Source organism: Polaromonas sp. P2_G11, assembly GCF_056403595.1.
Map to the genome: position 1 here is coordinate 350,475 of NZ_JBFUFE010000002.1, position 25,087 is coordinate 375,561.

Below are 25,087 nucleotides of genomic sequence, written 5' to 3' on the forward strand. Positions count from 1 at the left end.
CCACGCTTTTCACTTCGCCTTCGGCTCCGTGTAATGCGCTGCCCCCCGAGGGGGCGCTGCGCCTGCGGCCCGGCAAAGCCGGTTCCGCGGCCCCGGCTGGTGAAGAGGAATTCCGCTCACGTTTTGCTGCACGTATGGCATTGCGCCTGCTGCCCACGGTCTCGTTGCTGGCAGTTCTCGGGCTGCTCTGCAGCTTCGCGATGGCGCAGAGCTCGCAGCCGGTGTCGCGCATCGTCACGCTCGCGCCCTCGCTGACCGAAGCCGTGTGTGCGCTGGGCCGCTGCGCGCAGCTGGTGGGCACCGATCGCCACTCCACCTGGCCCGTTCCGGTACTGGCGCTGCCCAAGGTGGGCGGGCTGGAAGACGCGCAGGTCGAGCGCATTGTGACCTTGCGTCCCAATCTGGTCTTGCTGGGTCCGCGCAGCCGCGCGGGGGAACGCCTGCAGGCGCTGGGCGTGCCGGTGATGATGCTGGATGCCCGCACCCATTCGGATCTGAAACGCATGCTGGTGAAGCTGGGCGACACCTTGGGTGAACCGGCCCGCGCCAACGAACTGATAGTCCGTATCGACACCGAACTCGACATCGCCGCGGGCCGCATGCCCGCCGCATTGCGCGGGCGCAGCGTGTATGTGGAAGTGGGGGCAGGGTCGTCTGCCGCCAGCGAAAAAAGCTTTATTGGCGAGACCGTGGCCAGGCTGGGCCTGGTCAATGTGGTGAGCGGCGACCTGGGCCTGTTCCCCAGGATCAACCCCGAGCTGCTGCTGCGCCGCCCCCCCGATCTCATCATTGGCCCGCGCGCCACGCTGGCCAATCTGTCAGACCGCCCCGGCTGGAGTGCACTGCCGGCAGTGCGCCAGCAGCAGCTGTGCCTGCTGGATACTGAACGCATGGACCTGCTGTCACGCCCTGGCCCCCGCCTGGGCGAGGCCGCCCAGATGCTGGTGGAGTGCCTCAAGGCCCTGCCTCCCCGTGACGCGCCCCGTTAATTTTCTTTACCCGAGAGACTCTTATGCAAACCCGAAAAATTCCCGCCACCATCGTCACCGGCTTTCTGGGCAGCGGCAAGACCACGCTCTTGCGCCACCTGCTGGCCAACGCGCAGGGCCGTCGCATTGCAGTCATCGTCAATGAGTTTGGCGAACTCGGCATCGACGGCGAACTGCTGCGCGGCTGTGGCATTGGCTGCGACGAGAACGGTGAAGAAAATGGCCAGCTGTATGAGCTGGCCAACGGCTGCCTGTGCTGCACGGTGCAGGAAGAGTTCGCGCCCGTGATGGAGCAGTTGGCCAAGCGCCGTGACCAGATCGACCATCTGATCATCGAGACCTCTGGCCTGGCACTGCCCAAGCCGCTGGTGCAGGCCTTCCAGTGGCCCGCGCTGCGCAACACCTTCACGGTGGATGCGGTGGTGACCGTGGTGGACGCGCCTGCGGTGGCCGCCGGTGATTTTGCCGACGACCCGGTGGCCGTGGACGCCCAGCGCCGCGCCGACGACAACCTGGACCACGACTCGCCGCTGCACGAGTTGTTTGAAGATCAACTGGCCACGGCGGATCTGGTGATCGTGCACAAGACGGATGGGTTGACGGCCGAAGAATTGGTGGGTGTGGAAGCCGCCATCCGCGCCGAAACCTTGCCCGGTGTGAAGCTGGTGCATGCGCAGCATGGCCGCATCGATATTGGCGTGTTGCTGGGCCTGGAGCGCGCAGTGGAAGACCAGATCGACCAGCGCAAGACGCATCACGACGAGGAAGAAGACCACGACCATGATGCGTTTGACTCGGTGCAGGTGGCGCTGGACGTGACCGGCCGCGAAGCATTGCTGGCCGCGCTGCGCGATGTGGTGGGCCGCCACGAGATTTACCGCGCCAAGGGTTTTGTGGCCTTGCCCGGTGTGGCCATGCGCCTGGTGGTGCAGGGCGTCGGTACGCGCTTTGACAGCTACTTCGATCGCCCCTGGCGTGCGGATGAAGTGCGCCAGTCGCGCCTGGTGCTGATTGGTTCCGAGCTCAATGCGGCTGTGTTGCAGGCTGAGTTGAGTGCGGCGCTGGCGGCACCCGTCGCGGCTTGAATCCAAATGCACGCTGAAGCTTTAGTTTTGTGGCGGGCACAGGCCGACGGGGCACTCCGCTCCGCGGCTGTCCTCCGCCCTGCGGGCTCCTCCTTTATGCCGCTGCGCAGAGCGCCCCATCGACCTGCGCCAGGATGGACTGTTCAACCTTACCTTGTGAAATAAAACATGCATTTGCTCTCCACCCGCCCCGGCGGCCACGTTGAAGACGGTGGCCAGGGCGTGGTGCGCGTGGAGCAAACGCCGGGTGACATCGTGGTGCTCAGCGCGGCGGATACCACGCTGTCGCTGTTGGCCGATGCGGCGGGTGCGTTGCCCGAGGACTTTCCCACAGTGCGCCTGGCGAACCTGATGTGGCTGCGCCAGCCCGCGTCGGCGGACATGTATGTGGACGATGTGCTGCAGCATGCGCGCGTGGTGGTGATCGACCACCTGGGCGCGGCCAGCGACTGGGCCTATGTGGTGGAGCGCGTGCGCGAACTGGCACGCGAACGCGGACAGTGGCTGGCCCTGTTCTCGGGTGATGCGAGCGAAGACCTGCAGCTGCTGCTGCGCAGCACCGCCCCACATGAAGATTGCCGCCAGCTCTGGCGCTGCCTGCGCGAAGGCGGCCGTGACAACGCCCGCAACTTTTTTGAATTGATAGGCCACTCCGCTTTTGGCCTGGGCGCACGACCCACGCCGCCTGCGGCGCTACCACCGGCCTTGGTCTACCAGTCACCTGTGCCGCAGGCGTGGCGTGACGGAGCTCCTGCGGCGTTGCTGGTGTTCTACCGCGCCCATGTACAAGCTGGCAACACGGCGGTGTTTGATGCCATGCTGGCCGCACTCAACGCGGTGGGTCTCAATGCTGTGGCTGTGGCCGTGGACTCGCTGAAGAACCCTGCCAGCCTCGCGCTTTTGCAATCGCTGGCCGTACAGCACGGTGTGGGCGTGGTGCTGAACGCCACGAGCTTTGCGATCACCGCACTCGATGGCGACGACGTTGACAGCGTGGAGGGCGCACAGATGGAGCTTTTGGCCGGCGACGCACCCGTGCTGCAGCTGATCACCGCAGGCTGTGCGCAAGAACAGTGGGCGGCCGACCCACATGGCCTGGCGCCGCGCGATTTGGCGATGCAAGTGGTGCTGCCCGAGGTGGACGGCCGCATCGGCACCCGCGCCATCAGCTTCAAGGGCCTGGCCTGGCGCGATGAACGCACCGAGGTGGACGTGGTGCGTTACCAGCCCGAACCCGAACGCATGGCCTTTGTGGCTGAGCTGGCGCGCCGGTGGTGCGTACTTCGCGACAAGCCAAATTCTGACAAACGCGTCGCGCTGATCCTGGCCAACTACCCCAACGATGACGCGCGCCTGGCCAATGGCGTGGGCCTGGACACCCCGGCCTCCACGGTGGCCCTGCTGCGCGCCATGCAGGACGCAGGTTATGTCACAGGTGCCTTGCCCGAAGGCGGTGACGCACTGATCGCCGCGCTGATGGCAGGCGTGACCAACAACCTGGACGCGAACGATATCCGGCCGGCAGGCCAGAGTCTTGCCATGGCCGACTACCTGCAGGACTTCAACCAACTGGACGCTGCCAGCCGCGACGCAGTGAACGCGCTGTGGGGCTCCCCCGAACAGGACCCCATGGTGCGCAGCGGCCGCTTCATGGTCTCCGGCCTGCGCCTGGGGAATGTGTTTGTCGGCATCCAGCCCGCGCGCGGGCGAGACCTGGATTTGGTTGCCACGTATCACGACGCCGACCTGGTGCCCACGCACAACTACCTGGCGGTTTACTTCTGGCTACGCCGCCAGTTTGCGGTCGACGCGGTGGTGCATGTGGGCAAACACGGCAATCTGGAATGGTTGCCCGGCAAAAGCGTGGCGCTAGGCGCCAACTGCTGGCCCGACGCCATCCTGGGCCCGCTGCCGCACCTGTATCCCTTCATCGTCAACGATCCCGGCGAGGGCAGCCAGGCCAAGCGCCGCACGCAGGCCGTCATCATCGACCACCTGATGCCGGCCCTGACCCGCGCCGAAACCTACGGCCCGCTGCAAAAGCTGGAGCGGCAGATGGACGAGTATTACGAGGCCCTGTCACTGGACCCACGCCGCGCCCAACGCCTGCGCGTCGACATCCTGGAGCGCGTGCTCAGTGAAGGCCTGCATGCGGAGCTGGGTTTTGCCAAACCCACTGATGACGCCAGCCGTGAGGCGCTGCTGCTGCGGCTGGACGCCTACCTGTGCGAGATCAAGGAATCTCAAATCCGCGATGGGCTGCACATCCTGGGCACATCACCACAGGGCCGCCAGCAAATCGACACGCTGGTGGCGCTGGCGCGTTTTCCAGGTGGTACGGCCGCCGGCCAGCGCAGCTTGCTGATGGCATTGGCTCAGGATTTGAAGCTGGATAGTGTGGGCGGCTTCAGCGTGTTGAGCCCCGAATGGGCCGCACCTTGGGGCGGCCCATTCCCTCCGGTGTTGCAAGACATGAGTACCGAAGCCTGGCGTCACGCCGGCCATACACGCGAGCGGCTGGAGCTGCTGGCCCGCCAGCTTGTCGCTGACTACGTGGTGGCCCATGCACCCTGGGATGCCACTGCCTGGCCGCACACCGCCCCGGTGCTGCAACGGATGCGCCAGGTGCTGCGTCCGCGGCTGGACGCCTGCGGCCCGCAAGAGATTGCTCAATGCCTGCGCGGCCTGTCAGGCAAGTTTGTGTCCGCCGGCCCCAGCGGTGCACCCTCGCGTGGCCGGCCTGACGTGCTGCCCACCGGCCGCAACTTCTATTCGGTGGACACGCGCGCCGTGCCCACACAGACCGCCTACGCCATGGGCGCCGCGGCGGCTGAGCGCGTGATTGAGCGCCACCTGCAAGACCATGGCGAGATGCTGCGCTGCCTGGGCCTGTCGGTGTGGGGCACCAGCACCATGCGCACGGGCGGCGAAGATATTGCACAAGCCTTTGCGTTGTTGGGTGTACGGCCCAAGTGGGCCGACGGCAGCAGCCGGGTGGTGGACATTGAAGTGCTGCCCATGGCTATCAGGAACCGTCCGCGCGTGGATGTGACTTTGCGCGTGTCGGGTTTCTTTCGCGATGCCTTTCCCAATGTGATTGACTTGTTCGACACTGCGGTGCGTGCCGTGGCCGCGATCAGCGAAGAGGACGAGCCCGACGACGTGAACCCCATCCGCGCCCGTGTGCAGCGCGAAGCCGCTGAGGCAGAAGCCAAGGGATTGAGTGCGGAAGACGCCCAGCGCGAAGCCACCTGGCGCGTATTTGGCCCGCGCCCCGGCGGTTATGGCGCTGGTCTGCAGGAGGTCATGGCCAGCGGCCGCTGGAACGACGGCGCCGACCTGGCACAGGCCTATCTGCGCGCTGGCGCCTTTGCCTACGGGCAGGGCGAGCACGGCGTGGCCGCACGCGGCAGCTTTGAGCAGCGCCTTACCGGTCTGGACGCAGTACTTCACAACCAGGATAACCGCGAGCACGACGTGCTCGATTCGGACGACTACTACCAGTTCCAGGGCGGCATGGCGGTGGCAGTCGAACACCTGGCGGGCGCACCGGCCACGCTGTACCACGGCGACTTCAGTGTGCCCGGTGCGCCGCGCATCCGCACGCTGGGTGAAGAAGTGGCGCGCGTGGTGCGTTCGCGCGCCGTCAACCCCAAGTGGCTGGAAGGCGTGCGCCGCCATGGCTACAAGGGGGCTTTTGAGATGGCCGCCACGGTGGACTACCTGTTTGCATTTGACGCCACCACGGGCGTGGTGGGCGACCATCAATATGCGCTGGTGGCCGATGCTTATTTGCACGACGACATCAACCGCGCGTTTTTGCAGCAGCACAACCCCGGCGCGCTGCGCAGCATTGGCGAGCGCCTGTTGGAGGCCATGCAGCGCGGCCTGTGGGAGGCGCCGGGCGACCAGCGCGATCGCATCGAAGACCATTTGCTGGCGCTGGAGCGCCGGCTTGAAGAACACGGAGAAGGACCTTTGACATGAGCACGACCATGAACATTCCTGAACTGAACATTCCTGTTGAGCCCGCCACCCGCGCGGCCTTTCCATTCACCGCGCTGGTCGGCCAGCCGCAGTTGCAGCTGGCTTTGCAACTGGCAGCCATAGACCCCGGCATTGGCGGTGTGTTGATCAGCGGCCCGCGTGGCACGGCCAAGTCCACCGCGGCGCGTGCGCTGGCCGCGCTGCTGCCCGGTGCGCCCTTTGTCACCTTGCCGCTGGCCGCCAGCCTGGAGCAACTGGTGGGCGCGCTGAATGTGGAAGACGTGCTGCGCGACGGCCAGGTGCGCCTGGCGCCCGGGCTGTTGGCGCGCGCCCACAACGGCGTGCTCTATGTAGACGAAGTCAACCTGCTGCCCGACGCGCTGGTGGATGCGCTGCTGGACGTGGCCGCAAGCGGTGTCAACACGGTAGAGCGCGACGGCATTTCACAGCAGCATGCCGCACGTTTTGTGCTGGTGGGCACCATGAACCCGGAGGAGGGCGAGCTGCGCCCGCAACTGCTGGACCGCTTTGGTCTGTCGGTGGCGCTGGCCAATCCGGTGGATGCTGCAGAGCGCACCGCCATCCTGCGCGCCCGACTGGGCTTTGATGAAGATCCTGCGTCCTTGCGCGAGCAGCATGCGGAAGAACAACGCGCGCTCAGTGCCGCACTGGTGACGGCCCGTGCTGCGTTGCCAAGCTTGGCCTGGTCGGACGCGGTGCTGCACCATGCGGCGGCCTGCGCCATGGCGGCAGGCGTGGACGGCATGCGTGCCGACCTGGTGATGCTGCGCGCCGCGCGTGCGCTGGCGGCACTGCAAGGGCGCAACGAAGTAACTGTGGACGATGTGGACGCGGTGGCCGAGCTGGCGCTGGCACATCGCCGGCCCGAGGGCAGTGCGGGGCAGGCACCGCGAAATAGCAACGGATCATCCCAACCAACAAACAATCCAGAGCGCTTGCAAGACCAGCCGTCTGCGCCATCTTTACCGCCTGCGCCCCAAGGCGACTGGGGCGCGTTGCCTGCCCAGCCCGAAGGCACCACCAAGGTCCACGCGATAGCCGGGTGGCCGCCAAAAAAAGCCTAGGCCACCCCAGCGGCCGCCCGCGTAACGGGCCTGGCAGCTGGCGGTGGCCTCCGCCCCAACGCATTCCTTCATCAGGCGCCATGGCACGTGCCCACAGCGCGCCGCAGCGCAGCACGGCCATTGCCTGGCTGCCTACGGTGGTGGCCAAGGGGCCTGCGCCACTTCAACGCGAACACCTGCGCTACCAGCCCGTGGCGCTGCGCAGCAGTCGCCTGCATTGCATCGTGCTCGACACCTCGGGTTCCATGCGCCAGCGCGGCCGCTTGGCGCTGGCCAAGGGCCATGCGGCCTTCATGATTGAGCAGGCCGCGCGGCAGGGCGACGATGTGGCGCTGTTGCGCTTTGGCGGGCAGGGTGTGGAACTGCTGCTGCCCCCCGGCCGCGCTCGCGCCTCCGGCAGCCAGCGCCTGCGCCCCGTGGGCGGTGGCGGTGGCACACCGCTGGCCGAAGCCTTGGCCCAGGCCGACCGCCTGCTGCAACGCACGCTGCGCAAGAGCGGCCCCACGGAGTGCTGGCTGTGGCTGCTGACCGATGGCCGCACGCTGGAGCAACCGCAGGCGCCGTTGACCCCGCAGCATCTGGTGATTGTCGATTTTGACGATCCGAAAAAGAACCTGGGCCGCTGTGCCGCCTGGGCCATGCGCTGGGGCGCGGAGCACCGCCTGGCCATGGCTCCGGATTACCAACCGTAAAAGATCGTCATGTCCGACACCGAAATCATTGTCTGCACCACCTGCCGCCCGCCGGGCGCATCGCGTGAGCTGCCCGCCCATGGCCTGGCCTTGTTCGAAGCGGTTCAGGAAGCGCTGCTGGTGTGTGAGCTGGACACCGGGCTGCACAAGGGTCTTCAGTTGCGCGGCCAGGCGTGCATGAGCGGCTGCACCCGCGCCTGCACCGTGACCTTGCAAGCCCGGGGCAAATTCAGCTACTACTTTGGCGACCTGGCCCCCGATGCCGAGACCGCAGCCCAGGTGATTGCCTGCGCGCAACTGCACGTGCAGAGTGCCGACGGCAACCTGGCCCGCAACGCACGGCCCGATCGCCTGCGCAGCGGTATCCTTGCCCGATTGCCCCCTGTTGGTTTGAACGGCCTGGGCTCGACATGAGCGGCCAAATGCACTAAGTTTGTTTTTTTCACCACCCACCTTCCCACTTACCCCAAGGAGAACGCCATGACTGAACCAACGACGCTGACCCACAACCCTTCTCACACCCTGAATCCCGGCCTGGCCGTGCTGCGCCCGCTGCTGGGCGCCGCCGCGCTGGGCCTGGTGGTGCTGTACGGCGTGGCTTTTGCCGAGAGCCCGCTGGCCCACAACGCCGCGCACGATGTGCGCCACATCACCGTTAAACCCTGCCACTGAGCAGCACTTTCACCGGGAGACAGCTATGGTTTTTCAACGATTGATCTGGGCGGCGCTGGCCACTGCCGTGGTGGTGGGTAGCGTGCAAACCGGCGTGCAGCGCTGGCAAGCCGCCCCGCTGATTCTGGCTGCCGAGGTGTACGAGGAGCAAAAGGCAGAGGCTCCGGCGCCCGCCGCCGCTCCCGCTGCCCACGTGCATGCCGAAGGTACGGCGCCGCATGCGCATGAGCACGGCGTTGCCAAGGAATGGGAACCCGCGAACGGCGCCGAGCGCATTGGCTGGACCTGGGTGGCCAACATGCTGCACGCCTTCAGCATGGCGCTGCTGGTGTTTGCGGTGATGGGCGTGTGGCTTTACAAACGTGACGCACAACGCGGTGGCGTGGTGGCTTCACTGCGCCTGGCCGGCGTGGTGGCTGCAGCTGGCTGGTTGAGCTTTCACCTCTGGCCTTCGCTGGGTTTGCATGCGGAAGTACCCGGCATGGAAGCCGCGCCGCTGCAGGCCCGCCAGGTCTGGTGGGTGCTGGCAGTGAGCAGTGCGGCGGGTGCCTGCGCCATAGCCGGTTTTGTGCGCGCATCCTGGCGCTGGCTGGTGTCCGCAGCCTTGCTGGCGTTGCCATTTGTGGTGGGTGCGCCCAAGCTTCAAGGTGATGCCCTGGCCGGTTTTGGCCCCGAAGCCCATGCCGCTCTGGAACAACTCGGCACGCAGTTCATCTGGGCCACAACCTGGGTGTCTTTGTCGTTCTGGGTGAGCCTGGGTCTGGTCAGTGGTTTGGCCTTCCAGCGCTGGGTGCGTCCGGCTTTGCTGGTGGTACTGCAGCGTGCAGACGTACCCGTAGCGGGTGCGGTGCAAGCTCCTCAGTGAATGGTGTGACGGGCTTTGTCTCCGCCGTCGGGGCGGGCCCGGCCGATGCGGCCCGACCCGGCCACGCCTTCAGCGACACCGAGCAACAGGCGGTCTACCGTGCCATCTTCGAGCGGCGCGACATGCGCCACTTCAGCGGCGGCACGGTGGCTGACGATGTGATGCAGCGCCTGCTCTCGGCCGCGCACCACGCGCCTAGTGTGGGCTTCATGCAGCCCTGGCGCTTTATTCGCGTGCGCAATCGGCCCTTGCGCGAAGGTATTCATGGGCTGATTGAGCAGGAACGTGTGCTCACGGCCCAGGCCCTGGGCGAGCGCGAAGACGAGTTCATGAAGCTCAAGGTGCAGGGCGTGCTCGATGCTGCCGAGGTGTTGGTCGTGGCCTTGCCGCCAGGGCGCGAGCAGCATGTGTTTGGCCGCCGTACCCTGCCCGAAATGGATCTGGCCTCGGCAGCCTGCGCCATCCAGAACCTCTGGCTGGCCGCCCGTGCCGAGGGCCTTGGCATGGGCTGGGTCTCGATCTTTGACCCGCAGCAGCTGGGCGGGCTGTTGCAGATGCCTGAAGGCAGCAAGCCGATTGCGGTGTTGTGTCTGGGCCCGGTCCAGGCCTTTTATGACCAGCCCATGCTGCAGGCTGAAAAGTGGGCGCGCCGTGCCCCGCTGGTCGACATGGTGTTTGAAGACTGCTGGGGCCAGACCACCCCGCGTGAGCCGGAAGCCGGCTGAGATGTTTATGCAGTGGGCCAGTTTTCATGCCTTTGCCGTTCCTGCTTCCATGGCAGGGTACACGGCGTGCGTGCTCGGTGTGGTGCTGTTGCTGGCTTTGTGGGTAGACAAATCTTTCGGTGAGCCACCTACAGGTGTGCATCCGGTGGTCTGGATGGGAAACTACCTTCGGGCCTGCGGAAGCATTACCGTGCGCTGCCCGCCCGGGCCGGCTTTTTTCCTCGGCACACTGGCCTGGTGGGTGGGTGTGGCATTGGTGGGCGCAGCAGCCTGGGGGGTGCAGGCACTGGTGTTCTGGCAGCTGGCGGGCTACGTCGAGGCGCCTACCTGGGGCGCCGCCATCGACACTGCTCTGCTGGCCGTGCCGATGGCCTGGTTGCTCAAATGCATGCTGTCATGGCGCATGCTGCGCGAAGAAGTCGGCGCGGTCGAACTGGCGTTGGGCCAGTCGCTGGAAGCAGGGCGGGAGCGCCTCTCCTGGCTGGTAAGCCGCGACACCGCCCAGCTCACTGAAAGCCAGGTGCGGGAAAGCGCGATCGAGTCGCTGGCTGAAAACCTCAATGACTCTGTGGTGGCCCCGGTTTTCTGGTTTGCGTTGCTGGGTTTGCCGGGAGCGGCCATGTACCGCTTTGCCAATACGGCAGACGCCATGTGGGGTTACCGCGGCACCTACCGTGGCAAAAATTGGGAATGGGCCGGCAAGTGGGCGGCACGCGCGGACGACGTTCTCTCCTGGCTGCCGGCGCGCCTGACGGCACTGTTGCTGGCGTTGGCGGCAAGAGGGCTGAAGCTCAAGGCATTGCGCGAAGAAGCCTGCAAGACCCCGTCGCCCAACAGCGGCTGGCCCATGGCAGCCATGGCGTTGGCGCTGGGTATCTCGCTCGGCAAGCCGGGCGTATATACCTTGAACCCCCAAGGGCGGCCACCTGAAGCATCGGACACGGCCCTGGCCCAAACCCTGGCCTCGAAGGCGGTGTTCTCCCAGACCTTGGTTGCCGCCCTGGCGATGCTGTTGATGGCGCTGGTGGCATCGGCATGAACACCAGCTTGGTCACCACGCGCATTCACGGTGGGTCTGACGCACTGGGCGTGCCGCTATACGACTTTTCCACCAACAGCAATGCCTGCGGGCCTTGTCCTGCAGCGCTGGCTGCCGTCCGCCAGGCTGACGCCACCCGTTACCCCGACGCCGGCTACACGCAGTTGCGCAGGCAACTGGCGGCCTTTCACCGTGTCGATGAGGCGCGTGTATTGCTGGCGGCCAGCGCCAGCGAATTCATCTTTCGCATGACCACCCTGGCCGCGCAGCAGGGCGCACGCGCGGTGTGGCTGCCGCCGCACAGTTATGGCGACTATGCGCAGGCGGCTGTTGCGCATGGCCTGGTGGTGGCAAGCCAGCAGCACGATGCGCAGTTGCTCTGGGCCTGCGAGCCTTCCAGCCCGTTGGGTGCTGCACATCGCGGCCTGGGTGAGCTGGTTGAAGGTCAGGAAGTGTCGGCCCTCGTCGTGCTGGACCGCGCTTACGAGCCCCTGCGGCTCAGCGCTGCGCCTACGCTCACGCCGCAGCAACTGCAAACCATCTGGCAGCTGTGGACGCCCAACAAGGCGCTGGGACTGACCGGCGTGCGCGCGGCCTATGTCATCGCGCCTGGGGAACAAGAAGACAGCGTAGCCGCGCTGGAGCAGCTTTGCCCCTCGTGGCCGGTGGGCGCGCATGGCGAGGCCATGCTGCAAGCCTGGGTGAGCAAAGAGGCGCAGGACTGGCTCGCCGGCAGCCTCAATACTTTGCGCGAATGGAAAGCCCGGCAGATCAGTTTGTGCGAATCATTGAGCTGGCACTGCCTGCCCAGCGACGCTAATTTCTTCTGCGCCCAACCGGCCTTGCCCGAAGGCCTGAGCTTGCAGCAGGCGCTGTCAGCACTGCGCGCCCAAAGCATCAAGCTGCGCGACACGACATCATTCGGTTTGCCCGGCCATATGCGCCTGGGCGTGCAGCCGCCAGCCGCGCAGGATGCCCTGCACAACGCGTGGCAACAACTCTCCAGGACAAATTCATGAGTGCAAAAAGTGTCATGGTGCTGGGCACTACCAGCGGCGCCGGTAAAAGCTGGCTGACGACAGCGCTGTGCCGTTACTACGCGCGCCAGGGTTTGAAAGTAGCGCCCTTCAAGGCGCAGAACATGAGCAACAACGCAAGGGTCGTAGCGCAGGGTGAGATCGGCTCCGCTCAATACTTCCAGTCACTCGCCGCCAACGCGGTGCCTGACGTGCGCATGAATCCCTTGCTGCTCAAGCCCGAAAAAGACACACAAAGCCAGGTCGTGTTGATGGGCCAGGTCAACCCCGAACTCTCCCGCATGGAATGGCGCGGCCGCAGTGCCTCGGTCTGGCCGGTGGTGTCGCAGGCGCTCGATGAGTTGATCGCCGAAAACGACGTGGTGGTGATGGAGGGTGCGGGCTCGCCGGCCGAGATCAACCTCAAGTCCAGCGACATCGTCAACATGCGCGCTGCGCAGCATGCCAATGCGGCCTGCCTGCTGGTAACCGACATTGACCGCGGCGGCGCCTTTGCCCACCTGTATGGCACCTGGGCCATGCTGGACGAAGCCGAACGCAAACTCATCAAGGGCTTTGTGCTCAACAAATTTCGCGGCGACGCCAAACTGCTGGCGCCCGGCCCACAAATGCTGCAGGACATGACCGGCATCCCCACGGTGGCCACGTTGCCGATGTGGTGGCAACACGGCTTGCCCGAAGAAGACGGTGTATTTGACGACCGCAGTACCGCGGCAGGGGAAGTCTCCACCACGGTTGCCGTGATCGCCTATCCGCGCATCAGCAACCTCGATGAATTCCAGCCTCTCAAAAACGTGCCGGGCGTACGCTTGAAATGGGTGCGCAGCCCGGTCGACCTGGCCGGCGCCGACTGGATTGTCCTGCCTGGCTCCAAGCACACCAGCGGCGACCTGGCCTGGCTGCGCGCGCAGGGGCTGGACCTGGCCATTGCCGCCCACGCAGGGCAGGGCGGTGCGGTGCTGGGCATTTGCGGTGGGCTGCAGATGCTGGGGGAGGCGCTGATTGACCCGCATGGCATAGACGGCAACGCGCCGGGGCTGGGCCTGCTGCCGGTGGTCACCGTGTTTGAAGAAGATAAAACGGTGCGGCAGCGGCAAGCCCGCTTCGGTGAGGTAGATGGCGCCTGGGCAGCCTTGTCAGGCGTGGCCCTGCAGGGCTATGAAATCCACCACGGCCAGACCGCGCAGCACCCGGCGCTGGCCGCTGCGGGCGATACGGCCAGCGCGGTAATGGCCGACGGCCTGGCCTGGCAGAACATTCGCGGCAATGTGCTGGGCCTGTACCTGCACGGCATGTTTGAAGACCCGGCGGTGCTGCAGGCGCTGTTTGGCGCCACGGTGCCCACGCTGGACTCGGTGTTCGACGGCCTGGCCGATTACATCGGCGAGCATTTCACCCCCGGTGTTTTGCAGTCGCTGATCAGCGGCCGCTGAGCGCTCGCAAGGGCGCTAGCCCGGCATCCGCTTCAAGGGCCCGAAGCAGGCCTGCAGCGACTCTTCCTTGCACACTATGAGCTGATCCTGTTTGGGGCTGAACTGGATGAACCGCACGACCGGCGGGTCCGACGCTTCATGCAGGTCGCCTGAGCAGTCCCGCTTGCCATTGCTGTCGGTCACGGTGTCGGTGAGCCGGTAAAACCCCTGCGCACTCGGCGCTGCGGATATTTCGTAGTCGCCTCGCGTGACTTCTTCGCCGCTGGTGTTAAGCCGGGTGCCCTTGGCGCTGTATTGCCAGGTTTCGGTGCAGGCTTTTCCTGCCAGCGTCCAGCTCCAGGTGCCAACGAGGGGTTGGGGCGAGGGTACTGACGCAGGGGCGGGCGGTGTGGGCTTGGCCGTCTGCGCAGCGGCGAGGCCGCAGAACAAGGTGGCAAGGGCCAAACCGGTGAATTTGCGCAAGGGGTGGCTCCTGGCCATGGAATGGGGATAGCTGTGTGAAAACTTCATGGGGTGATTATGAAGAGGCCACAACGTGACTTCCCCTGCGCCGAGCCATCCCTTTGTCGCCAGGTGTTATTTCTTAAGAAAAAAAGCCCTGAGCCCAATGGGGATGGGCGCAAGCAGCTATAAAAATCATAGCGGACAGGGGCTTGGACCCTGGCGGCCCCGCCCCCTGCAGGTAACTCGCGCAGGGCTGTTCGGCCGCAATTCTTGAGTTTTACAGCAAAATCAGGCTGTAGCGCAGCAAGGACGAGCGCGAGCAGCTATCAAAACTGTAGCAAGTAGGGCTCCCAGGGCTGCGCCATGCGCGAAACCCAGGCTATCGCGCCGGTCCGGGGCGTCGTAATATGGCATTTGTCATGCGCGGCGCATGGGCCTGTGGCCCCAGATGGCAGGCCATCGCCGGCAGGAAAAGAGATATCCTGTGGGCATTGCCGCCCGTCCTGTCCCGAAAGGCTACAGATGAAAAGCCATGCCGGCATCAACCGCATTTACCGCTTCGTCTGGAACGCAGTGTCAAGCCTGTGGATAGCGGTTGCCGAAAACGCCAGGGGCCGCAGCAAGAGTGGCGCCCGACGCTGTGCCAGGCCAACGGGCGGCTTCACACTCAACGCCGCCTGCAGCGCTGCATTGCTCCTGCTTGCCGGAGGTGCCCAGCAGGCCCGGGCCGCAGACGCCGCCAGCGCCAGCGTGTCTGCGGGCGCCGCCAGCCTGGCCACGGTGGGCAACACCACCACCATCAACCAGTCCAGCCAGCGCGTGGCGATTGACTGGACCAGCCTGTCTACCCGTGCCAATGAAGCGCTGGTGTTCAACCAGCCCAACGCCCAGGCCATTGCGCTGAACCGCATCACCGGCAGCAGCCCGAGCGAACTGCTTGGCAGCCTCACGGCCAACGGCCAGGTGTTCATCCTCAACCCGAACGGCGTGCTGTTTGGTGCGGGCAGCCAGGTCAACGTGGGCGGACTGGTGGCTTCAACCTTGGGCATGAGCAATGCCGACTTCATGTCCGGCAACCATGTGTTCACAGGCTCGGTCGGCTCGGTTGTCAACCAGGGCACGCTGAACGCGGGGCAGGGTGGCTACCTCGCCTTGCTGGCGCCCGAAGTACGCAATGAAGGCGTGATGACGGCATCGCTGGGCACTGCACTTCTGGCCGCAGGCAACAAGGTCACGCTGAACATTGATAACGGCAGCCTGCTGGGCTACAGCATCGACCAGGGCGCCATTAACGCGCTGGCCGAGAACAAACATTTGATCCAGGCGAACGGCGGGCAAGTACTGCTTTCCGCGAAAGCCATGGACAGCTTGACCACGGCCACGGTGAACAACACCGGAATCATCGAAGCCAAAACCCTGCAGAACAAGGCCGGCCGTATCCTGCTGATGGGCGACATGGACACCGGCACGGTGAACGCAGGCGGCACGCTGGATGCATCGGCCCCCACGGGCGGTGACGGCGGCTTTGTCGAAACGTCCGCGGCACACGTCAAGGTGGCCGACGGCGCTGTCATCACCACGCTGGCCTCTGCAGGCGGTGGCGGCAACCACGGCACATGGCTGATAGACCCGACCGACTTCACCATCGCCGCGGGCAGCGGTGCGCTGACCGGCAGCGGCATAGGCGCGGGCACCCTGGCCGCCAGCCTCAACCTGGGCAATGTGGCGCTGGCGACCAACAATGCAGGCGGCACGGATAACGGCGACATCCACGTCAACGCGGCCTTCACCTGGAACGCGGGCACCACGCTGACCTTGAGCGCCTGGCGCAATATCAACATCAACGCGTCCATCACCTCGCAGCACGCCAACGGGAAGCTGGCACTGGAATACGGGCTGGGCGCCATCAATGCGGGGAACACTGCAACGTACAACGTGCGCGCGCCGGTCAACCTGCGGGCTGGCGACAACTTCAGCACCCGGCTGGGCAGCGACGGCGTCACGGACCCGTACAAAGTCATCACCAGCCTGGGCGTGGCAGGCAGCACCACCGGCACCGACCTGCAGGGCATCAACGGCAATCCCACCGGCAACTACGTGCTGGGCGCCGACATCGACGCGAGCGACACGGTGAACTGGAACGCCGGCGCGGGTTTCGATACCCTGGGTGGCGTTGGCGCACCAGGTATTTTTGAGGGCCGCTTCGACGGCCTCAACCACAAGATACGCAACCTCTTTATCAACCGTCCGGGCGACAACTTCGTGGGCCTGTTCGGCCTTACGCAGAGCACCAGCATCCAGAACCTCGGGCTGGTGGGCGGCAGCATCACCGGCGCCGACTTTGTGGGCGCCATCGCGGGGCAGGGCTGCTGCACCACCTTCAGCAATGTCTACAGCACGGCAACGGTGCAGGGCATTGACGAGGTTGGCGGCCTGGTGGGCGAACTCAGCCAGGGCGGCATCACCGACGCGTACGCCAGCGGCGCCGTGAGTGGCGACGACAAGGTGGGCGGGCTGGTCGGCAGCTCGCTGGACGGCATCATCACGCGCGCCTACAGCACCGGCCGCGTCACTGCTACCGGTATGGCAGGCGGGCTGGTGGCCGAACAGGTCGGAACGGCCGCGACAAACAACAGCTATTGGGACGTCAACACGTCCGGCCAGGGCAGCAGCGCAGGCGGCACCGGCAAGACCACCGCACAGATGATGCAGGCGGCCACCTTCACCGGCTGGGACATCACCACCCAAGGCGGCTCCACGGCCTCGTGGCGCATTTATGAAGGCCAGACCGGCCCGCTGCTGCGCAGCTTTCTGCAGCCGCTCACGCTGCCCGACACCAGCGTGGCCTACAACGGTGCGCAGCAGTCGGGCGCCGGTGCGCCGGGCGTCACGGCCGCCAGCGGCACCAACCCCGGCAGCTACTTCGCCTGGTCGGGCCAGGAAGGCTATGACATCACGGGTGGCACGCTGACGATTTCGGGTGGCAACTTCCTGATCGACGAGGCCTACCGCAGCGCGATGATCTACCTGGCCGGCGTGAACCGCTCCGCGAACCCCCGCATCGGCCCCAGCCCCGATGCGCAGGTCGATGCCCTGAGGGCAGCCGCTGCCGAAGCCGGCAGCACGGGCGAGAACGAGTAACTCTCAAGCGCATGCAGCGGCTTCCTTGGCTTCAGACCAGCAGGGGCCGCAGGCGCAGCGCCCCATTGGGAGGGGCAGCGCATTACACAAAGTGAAAAGCGTGGGGCTTTTCAGGTACAGGCGCTGACTGCCAGGCCGCCGTGCCGTCGAGCGCTGTACGCATAGCTCTGAATGCTATTGTTTTGATAGCTGCTTGCGCCCGTCTGTATTGCCTGAAGTCCTGGTTTCATGCTTAAAAATCGACCAAAAAATGCCTTTTTTGCATCTAACGAACCCAATGGGGCCGGAAAAACGGTGAAAAACTGCTTTTCAGGCAATTTTGGCTATTTTTTTAGCATTAAAAGTGCCTGTAAGGCAATGCAGACGGGCGCAAGAAGCTATTAAAAGCATAGCAAAATTTTTTGCCAGTGGGGCCCTGTGCCCGCATGGCCAGGCCGGTGTTCCGAAATGCCACACGCCGCCTTTTAACCATACATCCGGACGTTCAATTGGTGGATACTTATGGTTACATGCGCGAGCTGGCTGCTCGTCTTTTTTCCACCGCTCGCCCAGGCGGTAGCCGGATTTCCTGACCTTCCGAAAAGACTCCCATGAAAAGTCACGCCAGCATCAACCGCATCTACCGCCTTGTCTGGAACGCAGCGCTGGGCCTGTGGGTGGCTGTGGCTGAAACCGCCAGAGGCCGAAGCAGGGGCGGCTCCGCGCGCGGCGGTGTTGAAGTTGCTTCCGTCGGCCCCCGTGAGGGCTTCGTTTTTGTCCTGCATGCACGGTGCCGCGCCGCCGTGGTCATGCTGCTGGCGATGTCCGTCTTTAACTTGCAGGTGCATGCCGCCGATGCGCTGAATTCCACCGTGGTGGTGGGCAGCGGCAACGTCAGCACCAGCGGCGCCACCACCACGATCAATCAGGCCAGCCAGCGTCTGGCGATCGACTGGACGCATCTTTCCACCGCAGCCAATGAGGCGCTGGTGTTCAACCAGCCCAATGCGCAGGCCATCGCGCTGAACCGCATTACCGGCAGCAGCCCGAGCGAATTCCTGGGCAGCCTTACGGCTAATGGCCAGGTGTTCATCCTCAACCCGAACGGCGTGCTGTTTGGCGCGGGGTCTCAGGTCAATGTCGGCGGCCTCGTGGCTTCGACGCTTTCCATGAGCAACGCCGACTTCATGGCCGGCAGCACCACGTTTGGCACAGACCCCGGCCAAGCTGGCACCGGCAGCAGCGCGGGCAAGGTTACCAACAAGGGCACGCTGACGGCCGCCACGGGCGGCTATGTGGCCTTGCTGGCGCCCGAGGTACGCAACGAAGGCGTGATCGCCGCCAGCCTGGGAACCGCATTGCTCGCGGCCGGCAACAAAATCACCCTGAACCTGGACAACGGCAATTTGCTGGGCTACAGCATCGACCAGGGCGCGATCAATGCCTTGGCCGAAAACAAGCTGCTGATCCAGGCGAATGGCGGGCAGGTGCTGCTGTCCGCAAAAGCCATGGACCAGCTGACCACGGCGACGGTGAACAACACCGGTGTCATTGAAGCCAAAACCCTGCAGAACAAGGCCGGCCGCATCCTGTTGATGGGCGATATGGAAACGGGCACGGTCAATGTCGGCGGCACGCTCGATGCTTCTGCCCCCGATGGCGGCAATGGCGGCTTTGTCGAAACCAGCGCCGCGCATGTGAAGGTGGCCGACAGCGCCAGGGTCACCACGCTGGCTTCAGCCGGCAACACCGGTAAATGGCTGATAGACCCCAACGATTTCACCATCTCCGCCACGGGCAACATGACGGCTGCTGCCGTCGCGGCCGCTTTGACTGGCGGCAACTTTGAAATCCAGACCGCCACCATGGGCACGGCCGGCGGCAACGGCGACATCCACGTCAACCAGGCGATCAACCGGACGGACAACAACACCTTCACGCTGACTGCCGAACGCGACATCAACATCAATACCGGCGCGAACATCACCAAAACCAATGCAGGCGCGGCCGGTATGACCATGACCGCCGGGCGCAACATCCTCCTCAACGGCAATATCGGTGTGGGCGGGCCTTCCACAACTCTTTCTGTGACGGCCAACGCTGCCGGCGATATCACCGGCACGGGAACCCTGAACCTGAACGGCGGTGCGCTGGACATGACGGCCGACGGCAGCATCGGCGGCACCGACGGCCTGGGGCAAATCTTTGCCGGCAGTTTAAAGCTGCGAGCCACCACGGGTGAAGTGGTCATGAATAGCGGCGTGGACTGGCAGGCCAGCTCCTTTGACCTGTACGCGGGTACCAACATTCGGGGAAATGCCGGCGCCGTCAATGCCACCATGACTGCGCCCGGCGGCAGCTTCACCGCATCTGCGGGCAACACGGGCAATGGGCGAATACGCATCAACAGCTTCTCCAATGCCATAGGCACGCTCAACCTGACCGCCCTGGGGACAGGCGGAGGTGGCCAGGTCGACTTTTTGAGTGCCTCAGCCATTGGCAACGCTTCCATTACGGCAGCCCAGGACGTGAACGTCAGCGCGACTGGCAGCCTCAACCTCAATGCCCTGACCCTGACGGGCGCCAACCAGAACGTCAGCCTGGCGGCCAGTGGCGGCACGCTAACGACGCTGGGCGCCCTGAACACCGGCCCAAGCAACCTGACCTTGTCGGGCGGCTCTCTCTCCCTGGGCGGCGCCTTGAGCGCCAACAACCTCAGCCTGACTGCAACGAGCGGCCTGAACATCAACCGGGACCTCACGGCGACGGGCAACCTGACGCTCATTGCAAACAATACCGGCGTTCAGCAAACCGCCGGCGTCCTGATCGCGGGCGGCACGACGACCGTCAATGCCGGCGTGGGCCAGGTCAGCCTGACAGGCGCCAACAATTTCACCGGTGCGGTCAGCGTTACCAATTCCGGTGCAAGCAACGTCGCGATCAACAATGCGGGCGGTGCGCTGACCCTGGGCACTGTGTCTGTCGGCAGCGGCACGCTGAGCCTGAGCGGCAACAACATCGCGCAGACGGGCGCGATCACGCAGGCCGCCGGCGCGGGTGCGGTAACCATCAACGGCGGCGCCGGCGTGATAAACCTGAGCAACGCGGGCAACAATTTCACGGGTGCGGTTGGGCTCAATAATTCCGGCGTCAATGCAGTGACCATCCGGAATGTGAACGACCTGGTGCTGGGCCCATCCACCGTGGGCGGCAGCCTGACGGCGACTTCCAGCACCGGCTCCATTTCGCAGGCCGGCGCATTGAATGTGACGGGTGCTTCCACGTTCACGCTCAACGGCAGCAGCAAGGACGTGCTGCTGGGCACTTCGGCCAACACCTTCGTCGGTGGCGTGACGGTGAACGGCAGTGGCAGCGTCAGAGACATGGCCTTCCGTTATGGCAGCGGTTTTGCCTTTCCCACCACGCCCAGCTACTCCGGCACCCTGACGCTGATCAAAGACACCGGGATCATCAACCTGGGCACACAAACCTTCAGCGGCGGACTCGCGCTGACGGCGGGCGGCGGCATCAACCTGTTCGGCGGTACGCTGCAGACGGGCGGCGCACAAACCTTCAACAGCGCGGTAACGGTTGCCGGCACCGTCAGCCTGGTCAGCACCGCCGGCGGTATCACATTCGCCAACACGGTCGATGGCGCGAACGCACTGAGCACCACGAGCGCCGGGGCCACCAATTTCAATGCGTCGGTGGGCGCCACCACGGCGCTGACCAGCTTGAGCGTCACTTCGGGCGGCGCCATCAACGTGCAGACCGGCGCCACGCTGCGAACGGGTGACCTGATGCTGACGGCGGCAGGCGGCATAGGCAATGGCATCGGCGGTGCAGCGGCTATTGATGCGGCGCGCCTGAGCGCCATCAATTCAGTCGGCGGCCATATTGCACTGTCGCACACCGGCACGGGCACGCTGGTGGTAACAGACCTGGGGCAGGGCGATGGCATACAGAACAGCGTCGTGGGCGGCAACGTCAGCCTGGCAGCGGCCAATGGCAGCATCCAGGTGCTGGGCAGCAAGGTCAGTGCGGCCGGCGGCAACGTCGTGCTCAGCGCGGCAGGCGCCAGCACTACGCATTCGCTGGAGATCGTGAACAACGGCGCTACCCAATCGAACGTTACTACCACCGGCACAGGCAACATCACCATCAACGGCGACTTGACGAGCGGCGGCGCCAGCGCCACCGGCGGCTCGGCGGGCGGCGTGGTCATTACCAATTCCAACATCACCGCAGGCAACGGAACGATCACCATTTCGGGCAACGCGGGCGTGCCGTCCGGTTTGGCGCAGGTTTCACGCGGCGTGCGCCTGGATTCGGGCGCGAAAGTTACCGGGGCCGGCAACATCAGCATCACGGGCCGGGTCGGCACCAGTTCACTGGCCACCAGCGAGGGTTTGCAGTTGGCTGGCGGGGCGGAGGTCTCTAGCACAGGTGGAGACATTGCGTTCACCGGCACGCTGAACAATCCATCCATCTTTGCCGGAACGGGCCTGCATGTCAGCGGCAAGGTGCAGTCCGGCGCCAGCAAGAAAATCACGCTCACCGGTACGGCGACCGTGGGCGGTTCCTCGGGCACCGGTATATTGATCGATGGGGCAGCAGAGCTGCTCGCCGGCACGGGTGGTTTGACCATTGTGGGCACCGTCAACTCTTCGACGACTGCCACCAACGTCATTGGCACATCCATCGTCGCCTCCAGCCCCGGTGCCAGCCCCATCATCAGCTCTACAGGCGCAATAGATATTACTGGCGCCATGAGTGCCAACTCCGCTTCAGGCAACAGCGCTTTACGCATGGAGGGCGGCACCATCAACTCCAATGGCGCGAACATCGTCTTGCGTGGCTCCGGCGTGCCTGCGCCAGCGCCTGTGGCTGCCCGTGATGTCTATCTCGGCGGTACGACGGTCGCCAGCAGTGGCGGCGAAATCCAGATTATTGGCAACCGGGTCGAGATTCTCAGTGCGGTCAATGCAGGGGCCGGCCGGGTGGTGATTGCACCTTTTACCTCCAACCGGGAGATCAAGCTCGAGTCAGGTGTGGGGGGTATTGAAGCCATGACACTGAATTTGGCGGCCTCTGAGTTGGGCTTAATCACGGCCGGTGTGTTGCAGATTGGCACCCTGACGAGCACAGGCGGTATTGAGATCGCTGGCCCCATCACGGCTGCGCCAGGGCCTTTGCCGGTCATCAGCCTGCTCAATGCCGGCAGCATCAGCCAGACGGGAGCAATCAGTGTGGGCAAGCTCAACGCGGTAGGTTCCTCCGTGACCCTGACCAACGCCGGCAACCAGATCGACGAAATCAGCGGGCGCTCTACCACCGGCGCATTCGCCGTTACCAGCAGCAAGGCTGCGCCGCTCACGGTTGGCACGGTTGACGGGTACGCCGGCATCAACTCGGGCGGCAACCCCACCGCGCTCACCAACCTGAACGGCGCCATCGCGCAGACCCAGGCCATTGTTGCCAGCAGTTTCACCGGCAGCGGTGTGGGGGGCATCAATCTCAACCTGGCTGCCAACCAGATCGGCGCTTTTACGGCGACCAATAGCGGCGCGGGCGATATCGTGCTGCGCAACGGCATCAACACCACACTCACGTCCCTCACCAATACCGGTACGGGCCGCATTGACGTCGACAACATCGGCACGGTCACGCTGGCGTCAAGCGGCATCACTAGCGACGGCACGGCCACGGGTACCACCGCCGGCACAGCGGCGGTACGCATCAAGGGCTCGCAGGGCATTGTGGCCAGCGGTGCGGCCCCGCACATCAGCAATTCGGCGGGCGGCTCGGTCTACCTCGACGGCGGCGCAGGCAGTGTGGGCACCAGCCCCGCCAGCGCCGTGGGTATTTCCGCTGCGTCCGTCACTGCGGTGGCGGCAGGCGGCGCCTCGCAAGTCAACCTGAGCCTGGCCAACGGCGGCACGCTGGAAAACATATTCGCGGCGGGCAGCGTCAATGTCACGGCCACGGCCGGCAGCCTGGCGGTCAAGGCGGTGTCGAGCAGCTCGGTCAGCCTCAGCGCCGCGGCCGGTGCCATTACCGACGGCAACGGCGCGGCGAACAACGTCAGCGGGACGTCTCTGACGGCGTCCTCACAAAACGGCATCGCGCTGGGTACCAACGTGAGCGGTGCGCAGGTGCTGAGCACCACGGGCGCGGCCGGTGACATCAGCATCACCGCCGCCAATGCCATCGACACCGGCAACTTCAGCGTGAGCACCAACGCGGGTTCCGCCCAGACCGTCAGCCTGGCTTCGAATGCCGGCATCACGGTGGGCGGCGCGTTCGGCAACAGCCAGGACAAGCTCAAGCTGATCACGACCGGCGGCAACATCGCCATCAACGGCGCGCTGACGGCCAGCGAACTCACGCTGAACACCGCCGGTACCAGCACACAGAGCGCGGCGATCACTGCTACGGGCCTGGAACTGCTGGGCACCGGCAGCCATGCGCTGAACAATGCAGGCAACGCGGTGACCACGCTGGCAGGCAACACCGGCAGCGTCGACTACTCGCAGGCCGGCGCGCTGGCCGTCGGCACCGTCAACACGGCAGGGTTGACTGCCAGCGGCAAGGTGCTGGTGCGCGCCACCGGCGCTGCGGGTGACATCACGCTGAACAACACCGTGACTTCCGGCAGTGCCGCCAATGATTCGCTGGTGCTGGCCGCCGGGCGCAACTTCATCAACAACGCCGGCGCCACGCCGCTGAACCCGGGCGCGGGCCGCTTCCTGGTGTATTCGACCGACCCGACGGCCAACACCTTTGGCGGCTTTGCCTCCACCGGCAACGCTTTCAGCCGTACCTACGCCGCCAATGCTCCCACCGATGCATCCATGACTTCGCTCAGCGGCAACCGCATGGTGTACAGCGTGACGCCGGTGCTCACCATCACGGGTGACAACCAGGCCAAGGTCTATGGCGCGGCCGACCCAGGCCTGACGTACACACTGAATTCCGGGCTGGTGGCCGGCGACACGGCTGCAACCGCATTGGCCGGCGTGCTGGCAGCGCCGACGGGTTCCGCGGCCTCCGCGGGCACGCACGCCATCACCCAGGGCACGCTGGCTTCAGCCCTGGGCTACGGCATTGCGTACACCAACGGCACCCTGACGGTGGGCAAAGCCACGGTGAGCGTGACAGGCATGGCGGCCAACAACAAAACCTACGATGGCAGCGCAACAGCGACCCTCGGCAACGTCGGCACCCTGACGGGCCTGGCCTACGGTGAGCTATTGACCTTGAATTCCACGGGTGCCAACTTCTCCGACGCGAATGCCGCCAACGGCAAGACCGTGACCGCCACTTACGGCCTGGCCAACGGCGCGGGCGGCCTGGCCAGCAACTACCAGCTGGCTGCGGCTCCCGTCACGGCGACGGCCGACATCAACAAGGCCAACCTGAGCGTCACGGCCAACAATGACAACCGGACCGTGGGCGCCGCAGCCTATACCGGCGGAAACGGCGTGAGTTTCAGCGGCTTTGTGGGCGGCGAAACGGCTGCCGTGCTGGGCGGCGCGCTGACCTACGGCGGCAGTTCGCAAGGCGCGAGCGCTGTGGGCAGCTACGCCATTACGCCCGGCGGCTACAGTGCCGGCAATTACGCGCTGGCCTATGTCGACGGCGTGCTGACCATCAACCCGGTAGCAGCGCCTGTACCGGTGCCGGTAGTGCCAGGCGGCAGCCCGGCAAGCGACGCTTATCTGAGCGCGCTACGGAACATCGCGAGCCTTGGCGCTTCAGGTGACGGTGGCGGCGCGCAGGGAGGTGGTGCAGACCCCAGTGACGCCCTGAAAGCTGCCGCTGCCGAAGCCGGAAACACGAACGAGGAATAAGCCCACCCCCGTCCAGCCTCACTTCGTGTAGCCTGTTCCCCCCTCAGGGGGCGGCGCCTGC

15 protein-coding genes are annotated in these 25,087 nt (G+C 65.2%); 14 read left to right on the forward strand and 1 reads right to left on the reverse strand.

All coding sequences use genetic code 11. From position 1 onward, the window contains the following. The first annotated feature begins 134 nt into the window (after positions 1 to 134). The 12 genes from AC1DWQ_RS08265 to AC1DWQ_RS08320 all read left to right on the forward strand — a co-directional run bounded on the left by AC1DWQ_RS08265 (position 135) and on the right by AC1DWQ_RS08320 (position 13,609). Positions 135 to 989 carry an ABC transporter substrate-binding protein gene (locus tag AC1DWQ_RS08265; protein ID WP_477669207.1) on the forward strand — a complete coding sequence of 285 codons (855 nt, stop codon included), beginning with the start codon at positions 135 to 137 and terminating at the stop codon, positions 987 to 989. A gap of 23 nt (positions 990 to 1,012) precedes the next feature. Further along, the gene (gene cobW / locus AC1DWQ_RS08270) at positions 1,013 to 2,074 is read left to right on the forward strand and encodes a cobalamin biosynthesis protein CobW (protein ID WP_477669208.1); all 1,062 of its coding nucleotides are present in this window, start codon (positions 1,013 to 1,015) and stop codon (positions 2,072 to 2,074) included. A gap of 168 nt (positions 2,075 to 2,242) precedes the next feature. Continuing rightward, positions 2,243 to 6,061 (forward strand): cobaltochelatase subunit CobN, encoded by a 3,819-nt coding sequence (gene cobN, locus AC1DWQ_RS08275; RefSeq protein ID WP_477669209.1) that lies wholly within the window; start codon positions 2,243 to 2,245, stop codon positions 6,059 to 6,061. Further along, on the forward strand, positions 6,058 to 7,146 hold the full coding sequence (locus AC1DWQ_RS08280; protein ID WP_477669210.1) for a magnesium chelatase ATPase subunit I: 1,089 nt from the start codon (positions 6,058 to 6,060) through the stop codon (positions 7,144 to 7,146). Before cobN ends, AC1DWQ_RS08280 begins: the two co-directional genes overlap by 4 nt. An 80-nt stretch (positions 7,147 to 7,226) precedes the next feature. Further along, a complete protein-coding gene (locus tag AC1DWQ_RS08285; protein ID WP_477669211.1) occupies positions 7,227 to 7,838 on the forward strand; it encodes a vWA domain-containing protein in 612 nt (203 codons plus the stop codon). Between the two features lie 9 nt (positions 7,839 to 7,847). After that, a complete protein-coding gene (locus AC1DWQ_RS08290) occupies positions 7,848 to 8,252 on the forward strand; it encodes a DUF1636 family protein (RefSeq protein ID WP_477669212.1) in 405 nt (134 codons plus the stop codon). 66 nt (positions 8,253 to 8,318) lie between these two features. After that, positions 8,319 to 8,510 carry a CbtB domain-containing protein gene (locus AC1DWQ_RS08295; RefSeq protein WP_457280507.1) on the forward strand — a complete coding sequence of 64 codons (192 nt, stop codon included), beginning with the start codon at positions 8,319 to 8,321 and terminating at the stop codon, positions 8,508 to 8,510. 25 nt (positions 8,511 to 8,535) lie between these two features. Then, positions 8,536 to 9,375 (forward strand): CbtA family protein, encoded by an 840-nt coding sequence (locus tag AC1DWQ_RS08300; RefSeq protein WP_477669213.1) that lies wholly within the window; start codon positions 8,536 to 8,538, stop codon positions 9,373 to 9,375. A 104-nt stretch (positions 9,376 to 9,479) separates the two neighbouring features. Beyond that, positions 9,480 to 10,100, forward strand: coding sequence for a 5,6-dimethylbenzimidazole synthase (gene bluB / locus AC1DWQ_RS08305; RefSeq protein ID WP_477669610.1), 621 nt, complete (start codon positions 9,480 to 9,482; stop codon positions 10,098 to 10,100). A gap of 7 nt (positions 10,101 to 10,107) precedes the next feature. Next, entirely contained in the window at positions 10,108 to 11,139 is a 1,032-nt protein-coding gene (gene cbiB / locus AC1DWQ_RS08310) for an adenosylcobinamide-phosphate synthase CbiB (RefSeq protein ID WP_477669611.1), read from the forward strand. Then, positions 11,136 to 12,158, forward strand: a complete 1,023-nt coding sequence (locus AC1DWQ_RS08315) for an aminotransferase class I/II-fold pyridoxal phosphate-dependent enzyme (protein ID WP_477669214.1) — start codon at positions 11,136 to 11,138, stop codon at positions 12,156 to 12,158. Before cbiB ends, AC1DWQ_RS08315 begins: the two co-directional genes overlap by 4 nt. After that, positions 12,155 to 13,609, forward strand: coding sequence for a cobyric acid synthase (locus AC1DWQ_RS08320; protein ID WP_477669215.1), 1,455 nt, complete (start codon positions 12,155 to 12,157; stop codon positions 13,607 to 13,609). Before AC1DWQ_RS08315 ends, AC1DWQ_RS08320 begins: the two co-directional genes overlap by 4 nt. A 15-nt stretch (positions 13,610 to 13,624) precedes the next feature. On the opposite strand, the gene AC1DWQ_RS08325 is transcribed toward AC1DWQ_RS08320, so the two are convergent. Then, positions 13,625 to 14,119, reverse strand: coding sequence for a hypothetical protein (locus AC1DWQ_RS08325; RefSeq protein ID WP_477669216.1), 495 nt, complete (start codon positions 14,117 to 14,119; stop codon positions 13,625 to 13,627). Between the two features lie 456 nt (positions 14,120 to 14,575). Here AC1DWQ_RS08325 and AC1DWQ_RS08330 point away from each other — a divergent pair, with 456 nt between their 5' ends. After that, positions 14,576 to 17,194, forward strand: a complete 2,619-nt coding sequence (locus AC1DWQ_RS08330; RefSeq protein ID WP_477669217.1) for a two-partner secretion domain-containing protein — start codon at positions 14,576 to 14,578, stop codon at positions 17,192 to 17,194. Between the two features lie 590 nt (positions 17,195 to 17,784). After that, complete coding sequence (locus AC1DWQ_RS08335) at positions 17,785 to 25,026, forward strand: two-partner secretion domain-containing protein (protein WP_477669218.1); 7,242 nt, start codon at positions 17,785 to 17,787, stop codon at positions 25,024 to 25,026. Positions 25,027 to 25,087: the final 61 nt, after the last annotated feature.

Bases quoted from the DNA above. Each gene is read 5' to 3' on its own strand.
- AC1DWQ_RS08300 (WP_477669213.1), top strand. From the start codon at position 8,536: ATGGTTTTTCAACGATTGATCTGGGCGGCGCTGGCCACTGCCGTGGTG.
- AC1DWQ_RS08265 (WP_477669207.1), top strand. From the start codon at position 135: ATGGCATTGCGCCTGCTGCCCACGGTCTCGTTGCTGGCAGTTCTCGGG.
- AC1DWQ_RS08295 (WP_457280507.1), top strand. From the start codon at position 8,319: ATGACTGAACCAACGACGCTGACCCACAACCCTTCTCACACCCTGAAT.
- cobW (WP_477669208.1), top strand. From the start codon at position 1,013: ATGCAAACCCGAAAAATTCCCGCCACCATCGTCACCGGCTTTCTGGGC.
- AC1DWQ_RS08290 (WP_477669212.1), top strand. From the start codon at position 7,848: ATGTCCGACACCGAAATCATTGTCTGCACCACCTGCCGCCCGCCGGGC.
- AC1DWQ_RS08280 (WP_477669210.1), top strand. From the start codon at position 6,058: ATGAGCACGACCATGAACATTCCTGAACTGAACATTCCTGTTGAGCCC.
- cbiB (WP_477669611.1), top strand. From the start codon at position 10,108: ATGCAGTGGGCCAGTTTTCATGCCTTTGCCGTTCCTGCTTCCATGGCA.
- cobN (WP_477669209.1), top strand. From the start codon at position 2,243: ATGCATTTGCTCTCCACCCGCCCCGGCGGCCACGTTGAAGACGGTGGC.
- AC1DWQ_RS08285 (WP_477669211.1), top strand. From the start codon at position 7,227: ATGGCACGTGCCCACAGCGCGCCGCAGCGCAGCACGGCCATTGCCTGG.
- AC1DWQ_RS08315 (WP_477669214.1), top strand. From the start codon at position 11,136: ATGAACACCAGCTTGGTCACCACGCGCATTCACGGTGGGTCTGACGCA.
- AC1DWQ_RS08320 (WP_477669215.1), top strand. From the start codon at position 12,155: ATGAGTGCAAAAAGTGTCATGGTGCTGGGCACTACCAGCGGCGCCGGT.
- AC1DWQ_RS08330 (WP_477669217.1), top strand. From the start codon at position 14,576: ATGAAAAGCCATGCCGGCATCAACCGCATTTACCGCTTCGTCTGGAAC.
- AC1DWQ_RS08325 (WP_477669216.1), bottom strand. From the start codon at position 14,119: ATGAAGTTTTCACACAGCTATCCCCATTCCATGGCCAGGAGCCACCCC.
- AC1DWQ_RS08335 (WP_477669218.1), top strand. From the start codon at position 17,785: ATGAAAAGTCACGCCAGCATCAACCGCATCTACCGCCTTGTCTGGAAC.